This is a genomic window from Chitinophaga sp. RAB17, assembly GCF_052114225.1.
In the GTDB taxonomy this organism is placed as follows: Bacteria; Bacteroidota; Bacteroidia; order Chitinophagales; family Chitinophagaceae; genus Chitinophaga.
This window is the reverse complement of record NZ_JBFREI010000012.1, coordinates 205,266-227,258: the sequence shown is the minus strand read 5'-3', so window position 1 is coordinate 227,258 and position 21,993 is coordinate 205,266. Positions and strand designations below refer to the sequence as shown.

Below are 21,993 nucleotides of genomic sequence, written 5' to 3'. Positions count from 1 at the left end.
AAAAAAGGAATAACTTCATTCCGACAGATAACGTGGTAATCTTAAGTCAGAATTATTCGTTATTATTGTATAAGCAAGCCCCCGTAAGGGTTTTTGATAATTTAATAATCTCACAATGGACCAGAATTTTTCACCGCAAGTTAAGGAGATCATTTCGTTCAGCAGAGAGGAAGCTTTACGCCTGGGAAATGACTTCATAGGTACTGAACACCTGCTGTTAGGTATTATTCGAGAAGGCGAGGGCACGGCCGTAAAGATTCTGCAGGCTTTGAACGTAGATCTGTATGAGTTACGCAAGGAAGTAGAACTGGCTGTAAAAGATAAGACCGGAAAGAATATCGCTAACATCAATAGCCTCCCGCTTACCAGACAGGCAGAAAAAGTGATACGTGTTACCGTATTAGAAGCTAAAGCATTAAAAAGTGCTACGGTGGAAACGGAACACCTCATGCTTTCTATACTTAAGAATAAGGAAAACGTTTGTACACAAATCTTACAACAATTTGACGTGGACTACGATACTTTTAAAAACGAACTGGGCTTTGTAAAATCTGCGGACCCTAAATCAGAATTTGATGATCCGGGCGAAGAAGAGTTTGAGGACGAGAGAAAGAGTTACGCATCCAAAGCCAAACAGACAAATACCAAATCCAAAACGCCCGTACTGGATAACTTTGGTAGAGATATTACCAAGCTGGCCGAAAGTGGCAGCTTAGACCCGATTGTTGGCCGCGAGCAGGAAATTGAAAGGGTATCCCAGATACTTTCCCGCCGTAAAAAGAACAATCCGATTCTTATTGGTGAACCCGGTGTGGGTAAAACCGCCATCGTGGAAGGTTTGGCGCTGCGTATCGTGCAGCGTAAAGTTTCCCGCGTGCTTTTCGATAAGCGCGTGGTAAGCCTCGACCTTGCTGCCCTGGTGGCCGGTACCAAATACCGTGGCCAGTTCGAAGAAAGAATGAAGGCCATCATGAATGAACTCGAGAAAAACAGAGATGTCATCCTGTTTATCGATGAAATTCATACAATCGTGGGCGCTGGTGGCGCTTCAGGATCCCTGGACGCTTCCAACATCTTTAAACCTGCACTCGCCAGGGGCGAACTCCAATGCATCGGAGCCTCTACCCTCGATGAGTACCGCATGTACATCGAAAAAGATGGCGCACTCGACCGTCGTTTCCAAAAGGTAATGGTAGAACCACCCAGCGTGGATGAAACCATCCTGATCCTCAATAACATCAAGCAACGTTATGAAGAATACCATAATGTAAGCTATACCGATGCAGCCATTGATGCCTGCGTGAAACTGAGCGACCGCTACATGACCGACCGTCTCCTGCCAGACAAGGCGATTGACGTACTCGATGAGGTAGGCGCACGCGTTCACCTGAAAAACATCAATGTTCCGCAAAATATCCTCGATCTTGAAAAGCAGATTGAAGACATTAAACAGGAAAAAAATAAAGTAGTTAAAAGCCAACGCTTCGAAGAAGCCGCTGCTTTGCGCGATACAGAAAAGAAACTGGGTGAAGACCTGGAACGCGCCAAAGCCATGTGGGAAGAAGAAGTGAAGCATAAACGCTACCCGATTGATGAAGAAGCTATCGCGGAAGTTGTCAGCATGATGACCGGTATCCCTGTTAAAAGGATGGTACAGGCCGAAACTGAGAAGTTACGCCGCATGGGTGAAGATCTTAAGGGCGCAGTGGTTGGACAGGACGAAGCTATCAGCAAAGTCACCAAAGCCATACAGCGTAACCGCGTAGGTCTGAAAGATCCTAAAAAACCAATCGGTACTTTCATATTCCTCGGCCCTACCGGGGTAGGTAAAACAGAGCTCGCCAAATCACTGGCCCGCTACATGTTCGACTCTGACGAAGCGCTGATCCGCATCGATATGAGTGAATACATGGAGAAATTCTCTGTAAGCCGCCTCATTGGTGCTCCTCCGGGATATGTTGGATACGAAGAAGGTGGACAGCTGACCGAAAAGGTTCGCCGCAAACCATACTCCGTAATCCTCCTGGATGAAATCGAAAAAGCACATCCGGATATTTATAACCTCCTGTTGCAGGTACTGGATGATGGTATCCTCACCGATGGCCTTGGCCGTAAAGTGGATTTCAAAAATACCCTCATCATCATGACCTCCAATATCGGAGCCCGTCAGCTGAAAGATTTCGGCGCAGGTGTTGGTTTCACTACCAGCGCAAGAGCCGTAAATGAAGAAGAGAATACCAAGTCAGTAATCGAAAAAGCACTGAAACGTACCTTCTCTCCTGAATTCCTGAACAGGATCGATGATGTTATCATCTTCAACTCCCTCGCGAAGGAACATATCTACACTATCATTGACATTACAATGAAAAGTGTACTGAAACGCCTGAACAACCTCGGATTCAGCCTGGAACTGACAGACGAAGCCAAAGGCTTCCTGGCAGATAAAGGTTACGACCAGCAGTTCGGCGCCAGACCACTGCACAGAGCCATCCAGAAATACCTGGAAGATCCTTTGGCAGAGGAAATCCTCAACATGAATATTCATGATGGTGATATTCTCGTAGCAGACCTGGATAAAGAAAATCAAAAGCTGATCTTCACTTTAAAGAACAACTCTTCCAAGAGTAAGTCAGAAAAATCAGAAGCGTAAATAGTACGCCGAAAAATAAAACTAGCCCGTCAAGGTAACTTTACCGCTGACGGGCTTTTTGTTTTTTATAACATGAACATGTTAACGACCCTATAATATGTAACCATTTGTTCTATACCTCACATCACCTTATATATCCACTCCATTAAGTGTCTTTTATGCCATCAGTACTCACCCGGTATTTGGTTAACTCACCCTTGACTATCATTCAATAATCAATATTAAAAATGGTATTATCATGTCATTTTTTAAAAAGATATAATATGTCACATTTGCAGTATGTAATTTATATAATCTATATAATTTAATATTTTCTAAAAAGAAACAATTTAGTTTTTTTAATATTAATTAGAATAGACTTAGGCAGACTTGACTGAATCCTAATACCTCGAAATTTTTAGCAATTTATCCTTATATCCTTCACACCGGCTAATGACAGTGCCGGAGGTGTATTTGAACAAACTATTTATCCTTATATCTATGAGAAAATCTCTACGTAATGTAGCTCGCGTTATGCTAATAGGTGGTGTAGGCCTTGTTGCCACACAGGCAAACGCACAGTTGAAAGTAGGTAAGAATCCTACCTCTATTCAAAAATCAGCTATACTGGAACTGGAATCTGATAAGCAAGGTTTACTGTTACCCCGCATAGCAGATACTACCCTGATGACCTCACTGAATCCTCCGGACGGGATGATTATCTACTGGACGGCTTCTGGAAATGAGGGTTTCTATGTAAGACATAATAACAAGTGGGAAAGAATGGCCACAAAAGCCTCTTCCTGGGATATACTGGGTAACGCCCTCACAAACGCCGCTACACAGTTTATTGGAAGTACCAACAATTTCCCCTTCATCATGAAGGCTAATAACAAGGAAGGGATCAGAATTGATGATGGTAATGTAACACTCAGCAACAAAGTTACATTGAGTGGAATTGCCCCGGATGCCACCAATACACTGGTAGATGCGGTAATCGTTGATGGAACCGGACTTGTTTCCAAACGGACACTCACGAAGGCAGCTTTCTCCAACTTCATGATCAATGCTTCTGCTGAACTGAATCATGTTGTCAACACCGATAACGGTACAGATTATAAATTCACTGATGTTAACGTAGCTGGTACCAGCAGTACACATACCCTGAGTATTGCTACCCAGGATGGTACCAAGGGAGTAGGTTTACTCACCAAAGCTGACTGGAAAACATTTAGTGATGCCGCTGCCAAGTCACTTCAGGTAGCCGCCTTCAGCAATACTTCAAATGCAAACGGTTTAACAATAGACAATACCGGTACCAATCCTACGATCGCCTTAAATGCAGCTGATGCTACACATCCAGGTGGTGTTTCTACAGGACTGCAAACTTTCGGTGGCGATAAAACATTTGCCGGAAAAATTACAGGTAGCAATGGTCTGGTTATCACAACCGGCGGTGCAAATATTACTGGCGTGACAAATATTACCGGCAATACTAACGTTACAGGTGATGCTGACGTAACCGGTACATTCCATGTACTTAACACTACTAAACTGGATAACACTTTAACTATTACAACAGGTGGTGCAAACATCACTGGTGCTACTAAAGTTACAGGTCCGCTGGAAGTAACCGGTATTCCTAAACTGGGTGGCGTAGTTCCAGGTGGAGCCTTAGACAGTACTTTATTGTTGCTGAATAGTTCCAATGAAGTGGTGAGCAAAAAACTTCCCCTGTCGCTGTTCACTGAGATGACCTTTACGCAAAATCACGCTGGTACAGATCTGAAAGTGGATAAGAATAGTAGCACGAATGTAGTAACCGTAAGCGTTCCGCAGGCCGATCCATCCGTAATAGGTGGTCTCGTAAGCAATGCTTCCCAATCATTCGCCGGCAATAAAAGATTTGCCAATGATGTAGCCGTGAAATCAACCGTAATAATTGGTGACACTACAAATGCAGCCAACTCCACTTTACAGGTAGCTGGTTCTGTATCTATGTCTATTAAAGAAGTAACAGGAACTGCCTACACCATAGATGCAAGTGATTACACCCTGATCGTAAAAAATACTGCTGCCGTAACCCTTACTTTACCAAGTGCTGCTGGCGCAAAAGGACGTATATACACCATCAAGAAAGTAGCCGCTGATGCTACCAATAATCTTAATAACGCCGTAACTGTAAAAGCAACAGCAGGACAGTTCATTGAAGACGGTAACTCCGTTGACATCTACAATGACTGGACCTTCATCACCGTACAATCAAACGGTGTTGATACCTGGTACATTATTAAGAAATAAGGTTGAACAGTATTTGAAACGGCTACGTATAACCGTAGCCGTTTCACCTCTTTTTGTGCTTACTTAAATGATGATGTATGAAGCTGCAAGGGCTTGTAAAGGTATGTGCTGCGATGTTGTTCTGTTTAAGCAATCAGCAATTGTTGGCACAGCAATTAAAGCTGGGTACTAATCCTACCCTGCTTGATAAAAACGCATTGCTGGAATTAAAAAGCGATAAACAAGGATTTTTGCTCCCCCGTATTATAAAGGCGCAGATCCTTGCCGGCGGTGCTTTGTATAACGCTGCTGAAGGAATGCTGGTATATATAACAGATGATAAAGCACTATACCTTAAGAAAACAACCGGTTGGGAAAAAATAGATTTTTCTATCCTGACAGCAGGCACCGGTATTGGTATTACAGGTAATACCATCAGCAACACCGGCGTAACAAGCTTCAATACACGCACCGGAAATGTGACGCCGGCAAATGGAGATTATGCTATCACCCAGCTCTCCGATGTAGCCATTACTGCGCCGGCAGATAAACAACTACTCCAATACCAGTCCGCTACCAGTAAATGGACTAACGTTGCGTTATCATATGTGGATCCCAGCAGAACATTATCCCTCGCAGCGGGAACCGGTATCGCTTCTGTAACGGCACTTCCCGCTGGAAATGATCTTTCACAGAACAGAACCTGGACCATTACAGCCAACAATGGCGCTGCACTCTGGAATGCCAATCAGATTCAGGGGAAAAGCATATTAACCACTGTTCCTAATGAAGGTGATCTGCTTACCTTCACCAGTGGCAACTGGACACCAAAGCCAGCTTCAGCCGCCGGGGTTACTTCTGTAGGATTATCCCTGCCATCTATATTCAATGTCACTACACCAACCGTTACTTCTTCAGGAACGTTAACGGCTTCACTGAATGCACAAAATGCAAATCTTGTTTTTGCAGGCCCGGCAACGGGAGGTGCAGCGACGCCAACTTTCCGCGTACTTGCTCCGGCCGATATACCAACGCTGAGCAACTATATTCAGAATACAACTATTACACAGGCAACATCAAACTTTAATATATCCGGCAACGGCGTAATTGGCGGAACACTTACTGTAAAAGGGTTAACACCAGGATCTATTCCTTATCTGGGAACAGGTGATGTGTTTTCCGAAAATAATGCGCAGTTATTTTGGGATGGCACCAAGTCATTACTGGGAGTGGGTACCAATACACCCGTGAACAAAGTGGAAATTGCTGGCCCCCCGTCTACATCGGCGCCGTTTTCCAACAGCACTTCCGGACTTCGTTTAACAAATTTGGCAACAGCTACGCCTACATCTGCTACCTCTAAGGTACTTTCCATCAATAGCACCGGCGATGTGATCGTAACAGATAACCCCGCTACCACCAACTGGTTAACAGGTGGTAACGCAGCCACTGCCACACAGTTCCTGGGAACAACGAATGCTGTTGATATGGTGGTGAAATATAATAATAAAGAACTTTTCAGAGGGTCAAGAGGACAAACTGCCGCAGAAAGTGGCGGGACAGATTTTTCTGCGTTCACACTAACTTTATTGAATGGTGCGACTAAATTTAATGGCCACCCATTGATTATACGTGCGAATGGGAATGATGTATTGGCATTCGAAGATGCCGCAGGTGTTCCTAAATGGCACTGGAACATATTGGGTGGAGGATTGAACTTCGTGGAAACGAATGTAGCGGACTACCGGTTGTTTCTTCAGAATGGAGGAAATGTGGGAGTAGGAACAAGTACGCCTGCAGCTTTGCTGGATGTTAACGGTACGGCAAAATTGGGAAATGGTGGTACGGTATTAAATGGAGTATATAGAGCAATAAATATTCTTTCAAACACTGCCTCTATTCCTGCCAGTGGTACTGCAACAACAATAGTAACATTCAATGTTACAGGTGTGGACGCATCATTTGGAGGGAATGTTATTATAAACCCCAGGTTTGATTTTCCATTTACTTTACGTCTGATATCTTCAAGAGTAAGTGCGGATAATGTAGTGACGGCTATTTTCGTCAATACTGCCGCAACTGCATTTGCTTTGGGTACCAGACGTTTCGATATTACCGTAATCCAATAAAAAATATTGTTGAAGAAGCTACTTCTTATATTATCTCTTTTATTTCTGGTTGGATTTACCTCCGCCCAACAGGGCGTCTACATCCCTTCCGGAGCCACCGTATGGCTCTCCGGCAATACCAACGTAGGCATCTTCGCTGATATGACCAACAATGGTATCCTCGGTTCAAATCCTAATACCACGTTTTATTTCCTCAGTAAATTATGGACTAACGGAAACGGATCTACGCTACCGGACGAAAGTGCAGATGGTGTTTCCGGCACTGGTGGTACCTTCAGTTTTTCTGGTACTACTTCAGGTCAACAAAAAGTATTCGGCGGTTATAGCTTCATCACTAAAACAGGTACCAGCTTTCCTAACCTGCAGCTGAACAATACATCCGGGCTGTTACTGGACGACCTCAGTGATCTTAAAATCAGGAATAACCTGCATTTTAATAGTGGCCGCCTTTATCTTAATGGCTGGAACCTGCAGGTAGGAGAAAAAACACCAGGCACTATTACTGGCTATTCTGACTACCGCTATGTAGTAACAGGTAAAGGAATCGCTGGAGGATTGCTGTACCGCGCAGGCGTCAATAATGCCGCCGGTAAAGTGGTATTCCCCATAGGAACAGATGATAATAGTTATGCGCCAGCCGCTGTATTGATGACAGGTAGTATTGATATGATTGGAGCAAGAGTATACGACAGTGTATTTACAGTGGCCGCCGGTGGTCAGTCTTACCCCGACAGCGTGGTGAATAAAACCTGGAATATCCGCCGGGAAGATAATAGTGGGGGAGAAGTAGATGTTATCCTGCAACATATGGATGTAGACGAGTTACCGGCTTATGCCACCTATCGCGATAGCAGCTTCATTACGCGCTTCGTGGCAGGAGTATGGGACAACGTACCGTTTATTCCTAACAAGCCATTGGCAGGTACTTTAACGACCAATCCGATGACCAGCCCTGCTACTATGCACCTGCGACATTTTACCGCATTGGGCAGCAATGAATTTTTTGCGAAAACAACTTTGTTTGGCTCGGCCAAACCAGTCATGTTCCTGAGCTTCGAAGCATACAGAATTGCGCCGTTAATGGTGCAGCTGGACTGGACTACCAGCAAGGAAATATATAATGCAGTGTTTGAAGTGGAACGCCGCTATGAAAGAGAAGAGTCATTCAGTAAGATAACGACTATTCCCACAAAAGCATTCAATGGCAATAGCAGCGTACCGCTCAGCTATACCTATCAGGATCCGAATGACTATGACGACTGGACCTATTATCGCATTAAGGCAGTAGGAAGGAACGGCAAAGTCACCTATTCCGAAGTACGCGCGGTACCACCATTTGTACAAATAAACGTATTCCCGAACCCGAACAACGGCCGCTTCACGGTGAAGATCCGCGGTATCCGCGGAGATATGCAGATGGAATTGCATGATGTATGGAGCCAGGTAATACGGAAGTATGATGTGAAAGGAGATAAAGATATTAATATCTCTGACCTGCCTTCCGGCGCGTATTTCCTGGTCATCTATCAGAAAGACACAATGAAAGTACGCTATACCTGTAAGGTGATCGTCACCCAATAAAAATTACGAATTACGAATTATGAATTACGGATTTGTGTGAAGACAGCGTAACATTTGCTGTTATTTCCCCACAAATCCGTAATTCATAATTCGTAATTCGTAATTCTCCTTGTTTTTCTCACCGATTTGCCTCAATTTTGTAGGGTTCTTCCCTATAGACGATTCATTTAAACAGATAGTTTTGAAAAAAATAATCATCACGATAGATGGCTACTCTTCATGTGGCAAAAGCACTTTAGCCAAGCAATTGGCTAAAAGACTGGACTATACCTATATAGACAGTGGTGCTATGTATCGTGCTGTAACCCTTTATTTTATTCAAAACCGTATCGACTGGCTTTCTCATGAGGCCGTAGCCGCTGCATTGAAAGATGTACACCTGGATTTTGTACCCAACTCCCTGACAGGGTTATGCGAAATGTACCTGAATAATGAGAATGTGGAACACCTGATCCGGGAAATGGTGGTGGCAGAAAAAGTGAGTGAGGTAGCTGCTGTAAAAGAAGTCCGCGACTTTGCAGTAGCACAGCAAAAGAAAATGGGTACACGCAAAGGTATCGTAATGGATGGCCGTGATATTGGAACAGTAGTATTCCCACATGCAGAACTCAAGATCTTTATGACTGCTGAAATAGCCATCCGCGTACAGCGCCGTTTTAAAGAATTGTACGAAAAAAACAAGAATATTACTCTTGAAGAAGTAAAACAAAACCTCGAATTAAGAGATTATATAGATGCCAACCGCGAAATAAGTCCACTGCGAAAAGCAGAAGATGCTATTATCCTGGATAACAGCCACTTAAACCTGGAAGACCAACTGCAACTGGTGATGCAATGGGTAGAAGATGCGATTATGGCGCACTCCTCATAAAATATTATTTTCTTTTATTAAAACTCTTTTATACATTTGTTGTGTAGCTGTATGCTGCCAACCCGATAATTTTTCCCACATCCTCCCGAATTTCCAGTAGAATTTTATTTGCATGCCAATTGATGTCTCTTTGTTGACGCTTTTTGCATACCCAACCTTATCCTCCCTGAGAAATGCTGCTTAGGTAATTTTTGTATAGTAAGTCATTCTGTGCCAACGACATTTGTGTTATTGAACCGACTGAATAAGACAATAGAAAATGTGCGTAAGATGCGTTATCATATATCGTGCTTCCGGAAAGGTCTTATCCTAGCTATATCCACAAGGACCCTTTGCTATTAACCGATTATAAATTGCTATTATATAAAATTCAGCCTGTTGTAGTGTCACCACTGCTTTCAGGCATTAAAGGTAATGTGGGATGGCGTGGCACGCCATTGCTATCCCATATTTTCAGTAGGTGTATTCGGTTAATAGGAAGAAGGGGCGAATTCTTTCGCCCTTTCGCTTTTTTAAAACTTTTGATTGTCAGATGATTAATATCGATACCCCCAATGTGGACAAGTTGTACGGATATCTTTAAATCACTACACGTTATTCGTAATTCTTTTTTAAATTGTGTAGTCACACAGACCAGCCAATGTCTATAAAAGGTGTATGTTTTTTGTTCCTCTTCCTCCTGGGAGCCAGCGTAGGAACGGTGGCGCAGGATTCCCTGCGGATTTCCAAGTTGCTGGACTCTGTTCGTACGCTCCCTAATGATACCGCTAAAGTATCCCTGCTGCTCAAAAAAGGAGCAGCCAACAACCGCTATTTTGACTCACATAAGGTGGAAAATGCCTTCCTGCAGGAAGCGCTTAGTTTGTCGCAGCGCCTTAAATACGCCAAAGGAATGTCTTCGGCATATAACGAAATCGGTACCGCCAAAAGGAATAAGTCCCTGTATATTATTGCAGAAGATTTTCATGAAAAAGCCCTCAAAGCGGCAGAAGAAGCAAAAGATACTTTCCTCATCGTTTTCTCCCTGAATAATGCCGGGGTGGACTGCCGGCGGCAGGACAAGCTGCAGAAGGCTTTTGATTATCACGTCCGGGCGCTGGTATTGGCCGAGAAAATCAATGATATCCGCAATATTTGCGTAGCTACTAACAGCATCGGTAATATTCAGCTCTCTACCGAAAAGTATGATGATGCCATTACCCATTTTAACCACGCATTAGAGCTGGAAGAAAAAAGTCATAATGAGCTGGGAATAGCCATTAACCTCGGCAACCTGGGTTTTGCATACCAGGGCCTGAATAAAGTGGACCTGGCCATTCAATACCATAAACGCTCCCTGGCTATTAACCTGAAAATGGACCGGCCAATAGGTATGGCCATCTGTTACAATGCACTTGGCGCCGCCTATAAAGAAAAGAAAGACTATCCGGCAGCTATGGAATACCTGGAAAAGGCCCTGGAGGTAAACGATAAAGTAGATGATAAAGTCCATGTGGCAGAAAGCTACCTCAGTATAGGGAAACTGCTCGGAGCACAGGGAAAGCATGACGAGGCCAGGAAATACATGCAACAATCTGTTGACATCAGCACTTTCTGGGGTTTCAAATCCATGCTGATGGAAGCTTATAAAGCCCTGGCAGCAGATTATAAAGAAAGTGGGGAGTTTGAAAAATCACTGGCAGCAGCCGATAAATCACTGTTGTACAAAGACAGTATCCTCGATGAGAAATCAGCGATGGCTCTCACACAAATGCAAACGATCTATGAGGTAGACAGGAAGGATAACCAAATCCGTACCCTGGAACATGATAAAGTGGTAGGAGAGCTGCGTACCAAGCGAAATGTAGTCATCACCTTTTTCCTGGCTGCTTTCCTGCTGATGGCTATTGTAGGCGGATTTTTCTATATCCGTCACCGTAATCTGAAGGCTAACAAACAAACCTTGCAGCTGGAACTAAGGTCACTCCGCTCCCAGATGAACCCCCATTTTATCTTTAACTCCCTCAGCTCTATTCACCGCTATATCTGGAGTAATAATCAGGAAGAAGCATCAGACTACCTTACCAAGTTTTCCCGGCTCATGCGTCTCATCCTCGATAATACACAGCATACCTTTGTTACATTAAATAAGGAACTGGAATCATTAAGGTTGTACCTTGACCTGGAATCGCTACGATGTAATGGCATTTTTGAGTATCACTTTAATATCGATCCGGAGATCAATGACGAGGAAGTACTCATTCCTCCCATGATCTTACAACCATATGTGGAAAACGCTATCTGGCATGGACTCGTTCATAAACTACCGGAAGAAAAGGGATTACTGGATATAGACATCGTTTTAAAGAAACGAAGCCTGGTATGTACCATTACTGACAATGGAATAGGTCGCAAAAGGGCCATGGAAATAAAAGACAGGAAGGGACGTATGCATACTTCTGTAGGTATGAAAGTAACAGAAGGCAGAATAGATCTGATCCGCAAAATCAATAATAAAGAAGCAAAAGTAACAGTGACGGATCTGGAAGATGAAGCAGGGCACGGGATAGGAACTAAAGTGACGATTGTGTTGCCTGCCGAATTTATATTTTAATGATCGGCTTTTAGCCAGATACCACTTCATGATTACATTTAATCCTTAAACCATAAAACAGCTAATAGCTAAAAGCTACTTGTATGAGCGAAATCAAAGCTATCATTGTTGATGATGAGCAACATTGCATTGATGCCCTGCAAACGATGTTACATAAAAAATGTCCTGGTGTAAATGTGATAGGTTCAGCGAAAAGTGTGCGCGAGGCGAAAGAACAGATAGATGAACTGCAGCCGGACCTGGTATTTCTGGACGTGGAAATGCCCTATCAGAACGGTTTTGAGCTGCTGAAATTATTTGAGAAGGTTTTCTTCGATGTTATCTTTACTACAGCATATGAACAGTATGCATTGAAGGCCATTAAATTCAATGCATTGGACTATCTGCTGAAACCCTTCAGTGTAAAGGAATTGCAGGATGCCCTGGATAAATGCCGGGAGAAAAAAGTGAATCGCGTAAAAGATTCAGGTGTATCTCCAATGGAAGTGTTTTTACAAAACATGAAAACACTGCAACAAACACATAAAAAAATTGCGTTGCCTACCATCAATGGGCTTGTCTTTATGCCAGTGCAAAACATTGTCCGTTGCGAATCTACCGGTAACTATACCCGCATTTTTTTTACCGATAAAAAGAATCTCATGGTATCCCGGCCACTGAAAGAATTTGAAGAACTGTTGTCGGATGTAGATTTCTTCCGGGTACATAATTCTCACCTGATAAACATGCAGCAGATGCAGTCTTATATACAGGGAGAAGGCGGTTTTGCCCTGATGAGCGATGGTACACAGGTGGAGGTTTCCAGGAGACGTAAAGCCGACTTTTTAAAGAAAGCTATGCAGTTCTGAGTAATATTTTAGAAAGTCAATTCCGATTTTATTCGTTTTTATGCCAGTTATAGTTAATAACCTACCATATAATAAATGGCTATTGCAGGCATATTGGAGATAAACTACTTTTGAATTACGATTTCAATATTAACGCGATATAAAGATTTTATACTCTGCATTACTAGCGTGATTAGCCCCAAAGAAAAAAGACACCTTCCTGGTGTCTTTTTTGTTATATCTTAATCTTAGATAAATAGTTACATATAATCTATATTATTCTACTGTAGCCAATTCATCTGCTTTATGTTCCAGCTGATAAAATGACAGCAACCGGCGGATGACTCCTTCAACGAGGGCGTCCGGACAGGAAGCGCCACTGGTCAGCAGAATGGTCACCTGTTCTTTTTGTGGTAAAAAGCTATCACTGTTAATTTCCTTTTTATGATGAAAATCCCAGTGATTAATGGCGTTCTCAGAAAGCATATGTTCGGGAGATGAGATAAAATAGGTGGGCAGCTTTTCTTCACATAGTTCCACGAGGTGTGAAGTGTTAGAGCTGTTGTAACCACCCACTACAATGGCCAGATCGGCAGGTTGCAGCAGCATACCCGTAACGGCAGTCTGGTTATCATTGGTAGCATAACAAAGTGTATCCCGGGTATCAGCAAATCTTTCGCCCACAGTTACTTCCGTAAGCTGGAAAGTAGTGATCATCACCTGTCGTATGTAATCAGCGATGGCCTGCGTTTCTGTAGCCAGCATGGTAGTCTGGTTAACTACGCCTACGCGTTGAAGGTCAGTAGCAGCGTCAAAGCCAGGCGAATACTGACCTTTAAACAGGTCATAAAACTCATCCGGTTTTTTTTGCCCGGTAATGAATTCCGCCAGCAGGGCCGCTTCTTTTATATCTTTTACCACTACAGTAGGTGTACCTGCCTGACTATGAGAAAAGGTAGCCCTGGTTTCTTCATGCTTAGGTTTGCCATGAACAATCACTGTATAGTTTTTCTTTCCGATTTGTTCTGCCTTGTTCCACACACGTTCCACAAAAGGGCAGGTGGTATTATATTTCAGTGGTTCAATACCCAGTGATGCCAGCTGACGTTCTGTTTCCAGGGTAGTGCCAAATGCAGGGATGATCACAATATCATTGGGCTCCAGGCTTTCCCATGGCACCAGTTGATTACCGGAAGTATCCATGATAAATTGTACACCCCGATCCAGTAAATCATTGTTTACATGCGGGTTGTGGATCATTTCACTGAGGAGAAAAATACGTTTGCCTGGATTCTCATCTACTGTTTTAAAGGCAATTTCGATGGCGTTTTCCACACCATAACAAAATCCAAAATGGCGGGCCAGTAAAATGCGGAGTGGCCCAAAATTAAGTTCAGTGGGAGTGAAATCCTTCTTCATGCGGTCCTCCTGCTTGCGCTGGTTTTTTATGGCGCTGATCAGCGGACTGCGATATATGACGGGAACATTAAATGTTTTCATGTGTTAAATGGCGGAAAATTGAAGGACAAAGTTAATCAGTTTTCTTTGCTCACTTTGTCTAACCAGGCTTTTTCTTCTGCACTGAGGCTTTGATAGCCTTTTTCGTTGATTTTATCCAATAGCTGATCCAGCCTGGACTGGCTGTTGTCGTCCGTTTTCTTCACTACTTTCAGCGGTGATTTCTTAGGTTTGAATTTACGGGTCATCTGTCGGCTTTCCCGTCTGGTATTGGCATCAAACAGCCATATCAGCGGTCGGCAGATATCAGTACCGGCCTGTAAAATGCGGACATAGAAGAAACCCAACAGGGAGCCGCCCATATGTGAAATCAGTCCTCCTATGTTACCATTAGGGATAGAAATCAAACCCAGTACCACCAGTGCCAGTGCCAGCCATTTCAGTTTTACGCTGCCGAGGAACATCAGCCCTATTTCATAGTTAGGCATCAGCGTGGCCGCGGCCACCAGGATACACATGATCGCTGCTGAAGCTCCCACCATCGTACTACCCATATAAGCGGGAAACAAGGCACTGCTTAGCAGGTACAACAGGCCGCCGGCAATACCGCCCAGCAGGTATAAGGGGAGTACCCGCTTATTACCCAGAAAATCACGGAAAAGATTACCGAACCAGTAAAGATTGATCATATTAAACAACACGTGAAAAATTTCCTCGTGTGTAAACATATAGGTGATCAGCCCCCATGGCTTTAATATAAAGGCACTCAGCGGCACATGCATGGCCAGCTGATCAAATGTCCATATATAAGGAGCGGGTTGTTTGGTCAGAAAAGCAATAAGACGTAGAATATTGATCCCCAGAAAAACAACAATGTTCCAGAATAACAAATAGTTCACTGTATTACCTTGCCTGAGCCAATAGCGAATGTCCGATTGAAAAGAGGTCCCGTTCATATACACAAATTAAAATAAAATCCGGGATTAAATAATAGTAATTAACATTTTGAATGAAGGAAAAATAAGCCGGTTTACTGCAAATAAATGACAGCTCGCCCTTCCTCGTATATCAACAATAAATCTGTCTTCTGGTTGCTTTTACGTCAAAAAAAATGCCTGATTACGCAGTTTAATTTTTTATTGTAGTATAAATATTAATAATACATTTAAAAAATATCTGAAAACTGCGCCCAATACGACAGCGGATAGCGTTTTTCTTCAATAAAAATGTGGATAAACAGGTATTTTTTCGTATTTTTGCCGTCCCATAAAACAGGGAGTCCGGGTATTCCGGATTAAATTTTAAATTTTTTATGAGCGAAAACATCATTCCTAACGAACAAAACGCTGAACAACAGGCTCCGCAAGCAGTTGCGGTTGAAACAGCGACACCAAAGGCTCCTGTAGCTGTAGTTGAAACCGCACATGACGATTTCGACTGGAGCGTTGACAAACGTAACGTTTCTTCTTACAGCAAAGAAGAAAAAGAAAAGTACGACCTGACTTACGACAGCACTTTCAAAGTGTTTGAAGAAAACAGTCTGCTGACAGGTACTGTTGTAGGTTTAACCAACACAGACGTAGTTATCAACATCGGTTTCAAATCTGATGGTTTGATTTCTCTGAATGAATTCCGTGATTTACCAGGTCTGAAGATCGGTGATGAAGTGGAAGTGCTGGTAGTAGAAAAAGAAGACCGCGATGGTAACCTGCACCTGAGCCGTAAACAGGCTCGCCAGAAACGTGCATGGGAAAAAATCGTGGAAGTTTACAAAACAGGCGAAGTGGTTACTGGTACCGTTACCAGCAAAACCAAAGGCGGCTTGATCGTAGACGTGTATGGTATGGAAACATTCTTACCAGGTTCACAGATCGATGTGAAACCAGTTACCGATTACGACCAGTTTGTAGGCAAAACTATGGAGTTCAAGGTGGTGAAAGTAAACGAAACCATCCGCAACGCCGTTGTTTCCCACAAAGCGCTCATCGAAAGCGATATCGAACAACAGAGAGTGGATATCATCAGCAAACTGGAGAAAGGCCAGGTGCTGGAAGGTACTATCAAAAATATCACCGACTTCGGTGCATTCATCGACCTGGGTGGTCTGGACGGCTTACTGTATATCACAGATATCAGCTGGGGCCGTATCTCCCATCCGAGCGAAGTACTGCAGATGGATCAGAAAATCAACGTTGTTGTGCTTGACTTCGATGACGAAAAACGTCGCATAAGCCTGGGCTACAAACAACTGACTCCGCATCCATGGGATACTTTACCAGCTACTATCACCGAAGGTGCTAAAGTAAAAGGTAAAGTTGTAAACATCGAAGATTACGGTGCATTCCTGGAAATCATGCCAGGTGTTGAAGGTCTGGTTCACGTTTCTGAAATCTCCTGGGCTTCTACTCCTATCAACGCTAAAGAATTCTTCAAATTAGGAGAAGAATACGAAGCAGTGGTAGTTACCCTGAGCAAAGACGAGCGCAAAATGAGCCTGTCTATCAAGCAACTGACAGAAGATCCATGGTCTACTATCGAAACTAAATTCCCTGTTGAAAGCCGTCACAAAGGAATCGTGAAAAACATCACTCCTTATGGCGTATTCGTTGAACTGGAAACCGGTATCGGTGGTATGATTCACATCTCTGACCTGAGCTGGATCAAACGTTTCAATCACCCATCCGAATACACTAAAGTAGGTAGCGAAATAGATGTAGTAATCCTGGGTATTGATAAAGACAACCGTAAACTGAGCCTCGGTCACAAACAGATCGAAGAAGATCCATGGAACACTTTCGAAACCATCTTCCCAATCAACTCTGTACACGAAGGTACTGTTGTGAAGAAAGATGACAAGGGTGCTACTGTTCAACTGCAGTACGGTCTGGAAGCTTACGCTCCTGCTCGCCACCTGAGAACTGAAGATGAAAAACCAATTAACGTTGAAGACGTGAAAGAATTCATGATTATCGAATTCGATCGCAGCGAAAAACGTATCCTGGTTTCTCATACCAGAGTTTGGGAAAAAGCACAGGCTGAAGAAAAACAGGCTGTAGTGAAAGAGAAGAGAGACGAAGCGGACAAAACCCGTAAAGCAGTGAAAAACATCCAGGGTAAAGTAGAAAAAGCTACTTTAGGTGATCTGGGTGCTTTAGCTGAACTGAGAGAAAAACTGAAACAATCTGAAGGCGGCGAAGAAAAAAGCGCGCAATAAGATCCGGTTTCATTAAATAATAAATCCCGCTCTGAGTAAAATCAGAGCGGGATTTTTTTTGTCCTGGAACAGGATTATACTGATTTTGATGATTCTTTCGATTTTATCTTTTAAAATAAAAAAAATAAAATCATCAAAATCAGTGTAATCCTGGGAAAGACAACATTCGCAGCATTATTCAAAAATCGCGACTACCCGTGCCGGTGCGGCACTGGCGCCTTTTATCTTCAACGGAAACACACTCACCTTAAATCCGGAAGCAGGCAACGCTCCCAGGTTTACCAACTGCTCCATATGACAATACTCCTTCTGCTGGCCCACCAGGTGTGCCTGCCAGAAGTAATCATCCTTTTTCTGCGCCTTCGCCTGCTCCGCCATGTATTTCAGCGGCAGATCAAAGCCCCATTGATCAATTCCCATCACTTTTACACCCTGGTCAATGAGCCAGTGTGTGGCTGCAGCACTCATACCTGTGCCACGCATCGGGTACTCCCGGGTGCCAATATATTTATCACGACCAGTATAAATCAACACAATCGTACCCGGTGAAATCACCGCGCCGCTTTTTTCGAGATCCGCACGTATATCCGCTACCGTTATTTCCTCCAGATCGGCCTTATGAGTCATGTTCAGCACTACGCCGGGACCATAACACCATTCAAGTGGTATCTCATCAATTGTTTTTGCCGGTTCGCCATTAACGGTTGGCCCGTAATGCCAGGGAGCATCTATATGAGTGGCAGCATGTACGCCCATGCTGAGAATTTTATCATCCGCCCAGCCTTCAAATCCTTTGGGGAAAAGCTTAGCAGGCAGTCCAATAAAAAAGCGGATCAACCCCTTACTTTGTTTATGCGTTTTGTGCTTTATTTTGATCCGCATAAACCAGGGATCCTGCTTGTTGTAGGAGATGGTTTTAGATAGGTCTACTATTTTCATGATGTTAATTGGAAGATGGTATGTGGTGGTTTTTATCTCATAAAGATGATCAACAAAATACCATCTTCCAAAAACTATTTTATTGTCTATTTCATCAACAATGCTAACCGTGCATCATTAAATTCAAGAAGACTGTCGAGCTGCAAGTTAGCCAGCGCATAGCGCGGATCCTTTCTGTTATGAGCTTCAGGCACCACCACCGTAGTCATACGTGCTGCCTTGGCCGCTATCATACCGGTCACTGAATCTTCAAAAGCAATGCAATCCAGTGGATCGCTGCCCAGCGCTTTGGCACAGGCCAGGTATACTGCCGGATGCGGTTTGCCATAGTCTTCAAATTCTGCTGAATACACTGCCTGGAAAGCGTCTTTGATCTGCAAATGTTCCAGTACCGCATTGATCAGGCGCAGGGGCGAAGAGGAAGCCAGCCCTATTTTGAATTCCTTCTCCTTAAAATACTGAAGGATATAATGCAAACCTTCCATAGCCGCACCTTCCGCGATGATCTTCGCAATTACACTGTCTATAATTTCATTCACTACCTGTTCTGCACCTTTTCCTTCCCACTTATAATAGTTATGCCAGTAACTCACCACTTCTTTGGTCCGCAGGCCGGTGGTTAAATGCGTCAGCTCAGGAGAAAGCTGAACACCCACCGTGGCAAATACTTCCCGTAAAGCAATACCCCACAGCGGTTCAGAGTCTATCAGCAGGCCATCCATATCAAATATTACCGTATCTATCATATACATCCATCTTTTATGCGCGGCAAAGATAAGAAGTTATGCGGGGAGATGGCAGTAAGTAAGGTGCTCCAATTTGCATTTCTCCCCTGGCCGGCCAACACCCGAAAGGGAAGAAATCAGGCTCCGCCCGCCCGAAATAGCGCTCCTTATCCTGATCTCCTATAACAAAAAGTTATACCGGATAAAATTTGGTTATCACCCCACTGCACCTTTTTACCATCCCGCGCTTGCTAATCCCTTTGCAGTAGCCTGTTCCCGTCAATTTTTTCACGCGGTACCGCACCACCCGCCAATTTCCCCCTTTTGGGGGCCTTATTATATTCCTAAAAAAGTTTTGGAAAGATGGCCTGCATTTCTATCTTTGTATTACTCTACTAAAATTATAGGGAATATGGGTAATGAATTGAAAATGTGTCGCAGTAATAGTTGTTGTAATACAACACCTGCGAGGCGCGTGTAATAAAGAATACCAGTGATCAGCTTACTGTAAATCATCATTATACGAGGCCTCCGCAAATATCCGGGGGCCTTTGATTTTAAGGGAAAACGACCAACATCCCCAACCAGAAGAACAAAAATTGCTTTTACCACCACCTGAAAATACATTTTATGCAAAGCTTCAGAACAGAACTAGAAAATCCGATAGTAGAACAAGATATTATAGACCTGGAGAAGAAGATTCGCCTGTTCCGCGAAGGCGCCATTTCGGATGAAAAATTCCGTAGCCTCCGTTTGGCAAGAGGTGTGTATGGTCAGCGTCAGCCTGGTGTGCAAATGGTGCGCATCAAATTACCATACGGTAAAATGACCTTGCAGCAATGGAACCGTATCACTGAAATTTCTGATGAATATGCTACCAGTAATCTTCACCTGACCACCCGCCAGGATGTGCAGATTCACTACGTAAGCCTGGAAAGAACACCCGAAATGTGGTCTAAACTGGAGCTGGATGATATCACCATCCGCGAAGCCTGTGGTAATACCGTACGTAACGTAACCGCTTCAGACCGCGCCGGTATTGATCCGGAAGAACCATTTGATGTAACGCCTTACGCAGATGCTACTTTCCGCTACTTCCTCCGCAACCCGGTAAGTCAGGAAATGGGACGTAAAATCAAGATATCTTTTTCTTCCTCTGAAAAAGATACTGCCTGGTCGTTTATGCACGATTTCGGCATGATTCCTAAAATTAAAATTATAGACGGCAAAGAAGTACGTGGCTTCAAAGTATTGGTAGGCGGCGGTTTGGGCGCACAACCCTTCCTCGCTAAAACCGTATACGAGTTCCTCGAAACAGATCTGCTCATTCCTTATATCGAGAATGTACTGCGCGTATTTGATCGCTACGGGGAAAGAACCAGCAGGAATAAAGCCCGCATGAAATTCCTCATCCAGAAGATAGGAATGGAAGAATTTGAACGTCTCATTAAAGAAGAATATAAAGCAGTAAAGGTAAAAAGTGTACCGGTAGATGCCGATGCATGGGTAGCTACTACTCCTCCGGCACCCGTTCCTGTACCTGCTTACAGCATAAAAGATCCTAAAAAATACGAAGCGTGGAAAGCCACCAACACCTTTGAACAAAAACAAAAAGGTTACTATGGTGCGTACGTGAAAATTACGCTGGGTAATATCGGATCCGCTATCAGCCGCAAGCTGATAGAAGCCCTCCGCCCGGTAATTGCAGACGATGTAAGGGTAACTGCCAACCAGGGATTATTGCTGAAATTTATTCAGCCGGCAAATCTGCCTTACGTTTTCAGCGTACTGGAAGATGCAGGCTTTGCAGAACCTGGGTTCGACAGTATCGCAGACATTACTGCCTGCCCCGGCACCGACACCTGCAACCTGGGTATTTCCAGCAGCACGGGTATTGCCAAAGTATTGGAAAACGTAATTACTGATGAATTCCCGGACCTGGTATATAATAAAGACATCAAAATAAAGATCAGCGGTTGTATGAACTCCTGCGGTCAGCACGGTATTGCCAGCATTGGTTTCCATGGCAGTTCCATGAAAGCCGCCGGTAAAGTATTACCAGCCCTGCAGGTACTCCTGGGTGGTGGTATCGTAGGCGATGGCGTAGGCCGTGTGGCAGATAAAGTGATCAAAGTGCCCAGCCGCCGTGGTCCGGACGTATTACGCAGCCTGTTGCACGACTACGAAATCAATGGACTGGAAAATGAATTGTTTAATGAATATTACGATCGCCAGGGAGAAAAATATTTTTATGAACTGCTGAAACCATTGGCAGACCTCAGCGCTGTTACTGCCGGCGATTTCGTGGATTGGGGTCAGGCACAGGATTATGCTACGGCTATTGGTGTAGGGGAGTGCGCTGGTGTGATCATTGACCTGGTAGCTACACTGCTGCTGGAAGCAGAAGAAAAACTGGAACTGAGCAGCGTTGCTATCATCAAAGGTGCTTATTCAGATGGTATCTATCACGCTTACTCTTCTTTCGTGCAGGGAGCAAAAGCCCTGTTGCTGGGTGAAGCGGTAAGTGGTAATACACAAATTGGTATCATCAACGATTTCGATAAACACTTTGTAACTACCGGTAAATTCAGCTTTGAATCCGATTTCAAAACTACAGTACTGCAAATCAACAGCAACGAGGCTACAGAAAGTTTTGCGAAAACCTATTTCGAACAGGCGCAATCTTTTTACAACGCAGCACAGGTGTACCGTCAGAAAACCAGCGAACTGGTACAGGCGTAATTATT

General features: G+C 43.8%; 13 protein-coding genes. 9 read left to right on the top strand and 4 right to left on the bottom strand.

Annotated features, from left to right (window positions below; all coding sequences use genetic code 11):
- Window positions 1-115 precede the first annotated feature (115 nt).
- From AB4Z08_RS29860 to AB4Z08_RS29830, 7 genes are all read left to right on the top strand, one after another.
- Window positions 116-2,650, top strand: coding sequence for an ATP-dependent Clp protease ATP-binding subunit (locus tag AB4Z08_RS29860; RefSeq protein WP_331958085.1), 2,535 nt, complete (start codon window positions 116-118; stop codon window positions 2,648-2,650).
- A gap of 480 nt (window positions 2,651-3,130) precedes the next feature.
- The gene (locus tag AB4Z08_RS29855) at window positions 3,131-4,930 is read left to right on the top strand and encodes a hypothetical protein (protein WP_441577451.1); all 1,800 of its coding nucleotides are present in this window, start codon (window positions 3,131-3,133) and stop codon (window positions 4,928-4,930) included.
- Window positions 4,931-5,007: 77 nt separating this feature from the next.
- Entirely contained in the window at window positions 5,008-7,038 is a 2,031-nt protein-coding gene (locus AB4Z08_RS29850) for a hypothetical protein (RefSeq protein ID WP_441577450.1), read from the top strand.
- Window positions 7,039-7,047: 9 nt separating this feature from the next.
- Window positions 7,048-8,619, top strand: coding sequence for a T9SS type A sorting domain-containing protein (locus tag AB4Z08_RS29845; RefSeq protein ID WP_441577449.1), 1,572 nt, complete (start codon window positions 7,048-7,050; stop codon window positions 8,617-8,619).
- A gap of 181 nt (window positions 8,620-8,800) precedes the next feature.
- Window positions 8,801-9,490, top strand: coding sequence for a (d)CMP kinase (cmk, locus tag AB4Z08_RS29840; protein WP_441577448.1), 690 nt, complete (start codon window positions 8,801-8,803; stop codon window positions 9,488-9,490).
- A gap of 640 nt (window positions 9,491-10,130) precedes the next feature.
- Window positions 10,131-12,083, top strand: coding sequence for a tetratricopeptide repeat-containing sensor histidine kinase (locus AB4Z08_RS29835; protein ID WP_441577447.1), 1,953 nt, complete (start codon window positions 10,131-10,133; stop codon window positions 12,081-12,083).
- An 83-nt stretch (window positions 12,084-12,166) separates the two neighbouring features.
- The gene (locus AB4Z08_RS29830; protein WP_441577446.1) at window positions 12,167-12,931 is read left to right on the top strand and encodes a LytR/AlgR family response regulator transcription factor; all 765 of its coding nucleotides are present in this window, start codon (window positions 12,167-12,169) and stop codon (window positions 12,929-12,931) included.
- A gap of 255 nt (window positions 12,932-13,186) precedes the next feature.
- Here the strand turns inward: AB4Z08_RS29830 and AB4Z08_RS29825 are convergent, their stop codons facing one another.
- Window positions 13,187-14,410 carry a 4-hydroxy-3-methylbut-2-enyl diphosphate reductase gene (locus AB4Z08_RS29825; RefSeq protein ID WP_441577445.1) on the bottom strand — a complete coding sequence of 408 codons (1,224 nt, stop codon included), beginning with the start codon at window positions 14,408-14,410 and terminating at the stop codon, window positions 13,187-13,189.
- 35 nt (window positions 14,411-14,445) lie between these two features.
- Window positions 14,446-15,324: a rhomboid family intramembrane serine protease gene (locus AB4Z08_RS29820; protein WP_441577444.1), complete on the bottom strand. Its 879-nt coding sequence runs from the start codon at window positions 15,322-15,324 to the stop codon at window positions 14,446-14,448.
- Window positions 15,325-15,680: 356 nt separating this feature from the next.
- Between AB4Z08_RS29820 and rpsA the strand changes: the two genes are divergently transcribed.
- Window positions 15,681-17,582: a 30S ribosomal protein S1 gene (gene rpsA / locus AB4Z08_RS29815; RefSeq protein WP_441577443.1), complete on the top strand. Its 1,902-nt coding sequence runs from the start codon at window positions 15,681-15,683 to the stop codon at window positions 17,580-17,582.
- A 174-nt stretch (window positions 17,583-17,756) separates the two neighbouring features.
- Here rpsA and AB4Z08_RS29810 read toward each other — a convergent pair whose 3' ends face one another.
- On the bottom strand, window positions 17,757-18,521 hold the full coding sequence (locus AB4Z08_RS29810) for a cyclase family protein (RefSeq protein ID WP_441577442.1): 765 nt from the start codon (window positions 18,519-18,521) through the stop codon (window positions 17,757-17,759).
- An 86-nt stretch (window positions 18,522-18,607) separates the two neighbouring features.
- A complete protein-coding gene (gene hxpB / locus AB4Z08_RS29805; protein WP_441577441.1) occupies window positions 18,608-19,267 on the bottom strand; it encodes a hexitol phosphatase HxpB in 660 nt (219 codons plus the stop codon).
- Window positions 19,268-19,876: 609 nt separating this feature from the next.
- Between hxpB and AB4Z08_RS29800 the strand changes: the two genes are divergently transcribed.
- A complete protein-coding gene (locus tag AB4Z08_RS29800) occupies window positions 19,877-21,988 on the top strand; it encodes a nitrite reductase (RefSeq protein ID WP_441577440.1) in 2,112 nt (703 codons plus the stop codon).
- Window positions 21,989-21,993 lie beyond the last annotated feature (5 nt).

What these genes read in the sequence shown, in the direction of transcription:
- AB4Z08_RS29860 (WP_331958085.1), top strand. Translation starts at nt 116, where the DNA reads ATGGACCAGAATTTTTCACCGCAAGTTAAGGAGATCATTTCGTTCAGC.
- AB4Z08_RS29855 (WP_441577451.1), top strand. Translation starts at nt 3,131, where the DNA reads ATGAGAAAATCTCTACGTAATGTAGCTCGCGTTATGCTAATAGGTGGT.
- AB4Z08_RS29850 (WP_441577450.1), top strand. Translation starts at nt 5,008, where the DNA reads ATGAAGCTGCAAGGGCTTGTAAAGGTATGTGCTGCGATGTTGTTCTGT.
- AB4Z08_RS29835 (WP_441577447.1), top strand. Translation starts at nt 10,131, where the DNA reads ATGTCTATAAAAGGTGTATGTTTTTTGTTCCTCTTCCTCCTGGGAGCC.
- AB4Z08_RS29830 (WP_441577446.1), top strand. Translation starts at nt 12,167, where the DNA reads ATGAGCGAAATCAAAGCTATCATTGTTGATGATGAGCAACATTGCATT.
- AB4Z08_RS29825 (WP_441577445.1), bottom strand. Translation starts at nt 14,410, where the DNA reads ATGAAAACATTTAATGTTCCCGTCATATATCGCAGTCCGCTGATCAGC.
- AB4Z08_RS29820 (WP_441577444.1), bottom strand. Translation starts at nt 15,324, where the DNA reads ATGAACGGGACCTCTTTTCAATCGGACATTCGCTATTGGCTCAGGCAA.
- rpsA (WP_441577443.1), top strand. Translation starts at nt 15,681, where the DNA reads ATGAGCGAAAACATCATTCCTAACGAACAAAACGCTGAACAACAGGCT.
- AB4Z08_RS29810 (WP_441577442.1), bottom strand. Translation starts at nt 18,521, where the DNA reads ATGAAAATAGTAGACCTATCTAAAACCATCTCCTACAACAAGCAGGAT.
- hxpB (WP_441577441.1), bottom strand. Translation starts at nt 19,267, where the DNA reads ATGATAGATACGGTAATATTTGATATGGATGGCCTGCTGATAGACTCT.
- AB4Z08_RS29800 (WP_441577440.1), top strand. Translation starts at nt 19,877, where the DNA reads ATGCAAAGCTTCAGAACAGAACTAGAAAATCCGATAGTAGAACAAGAT.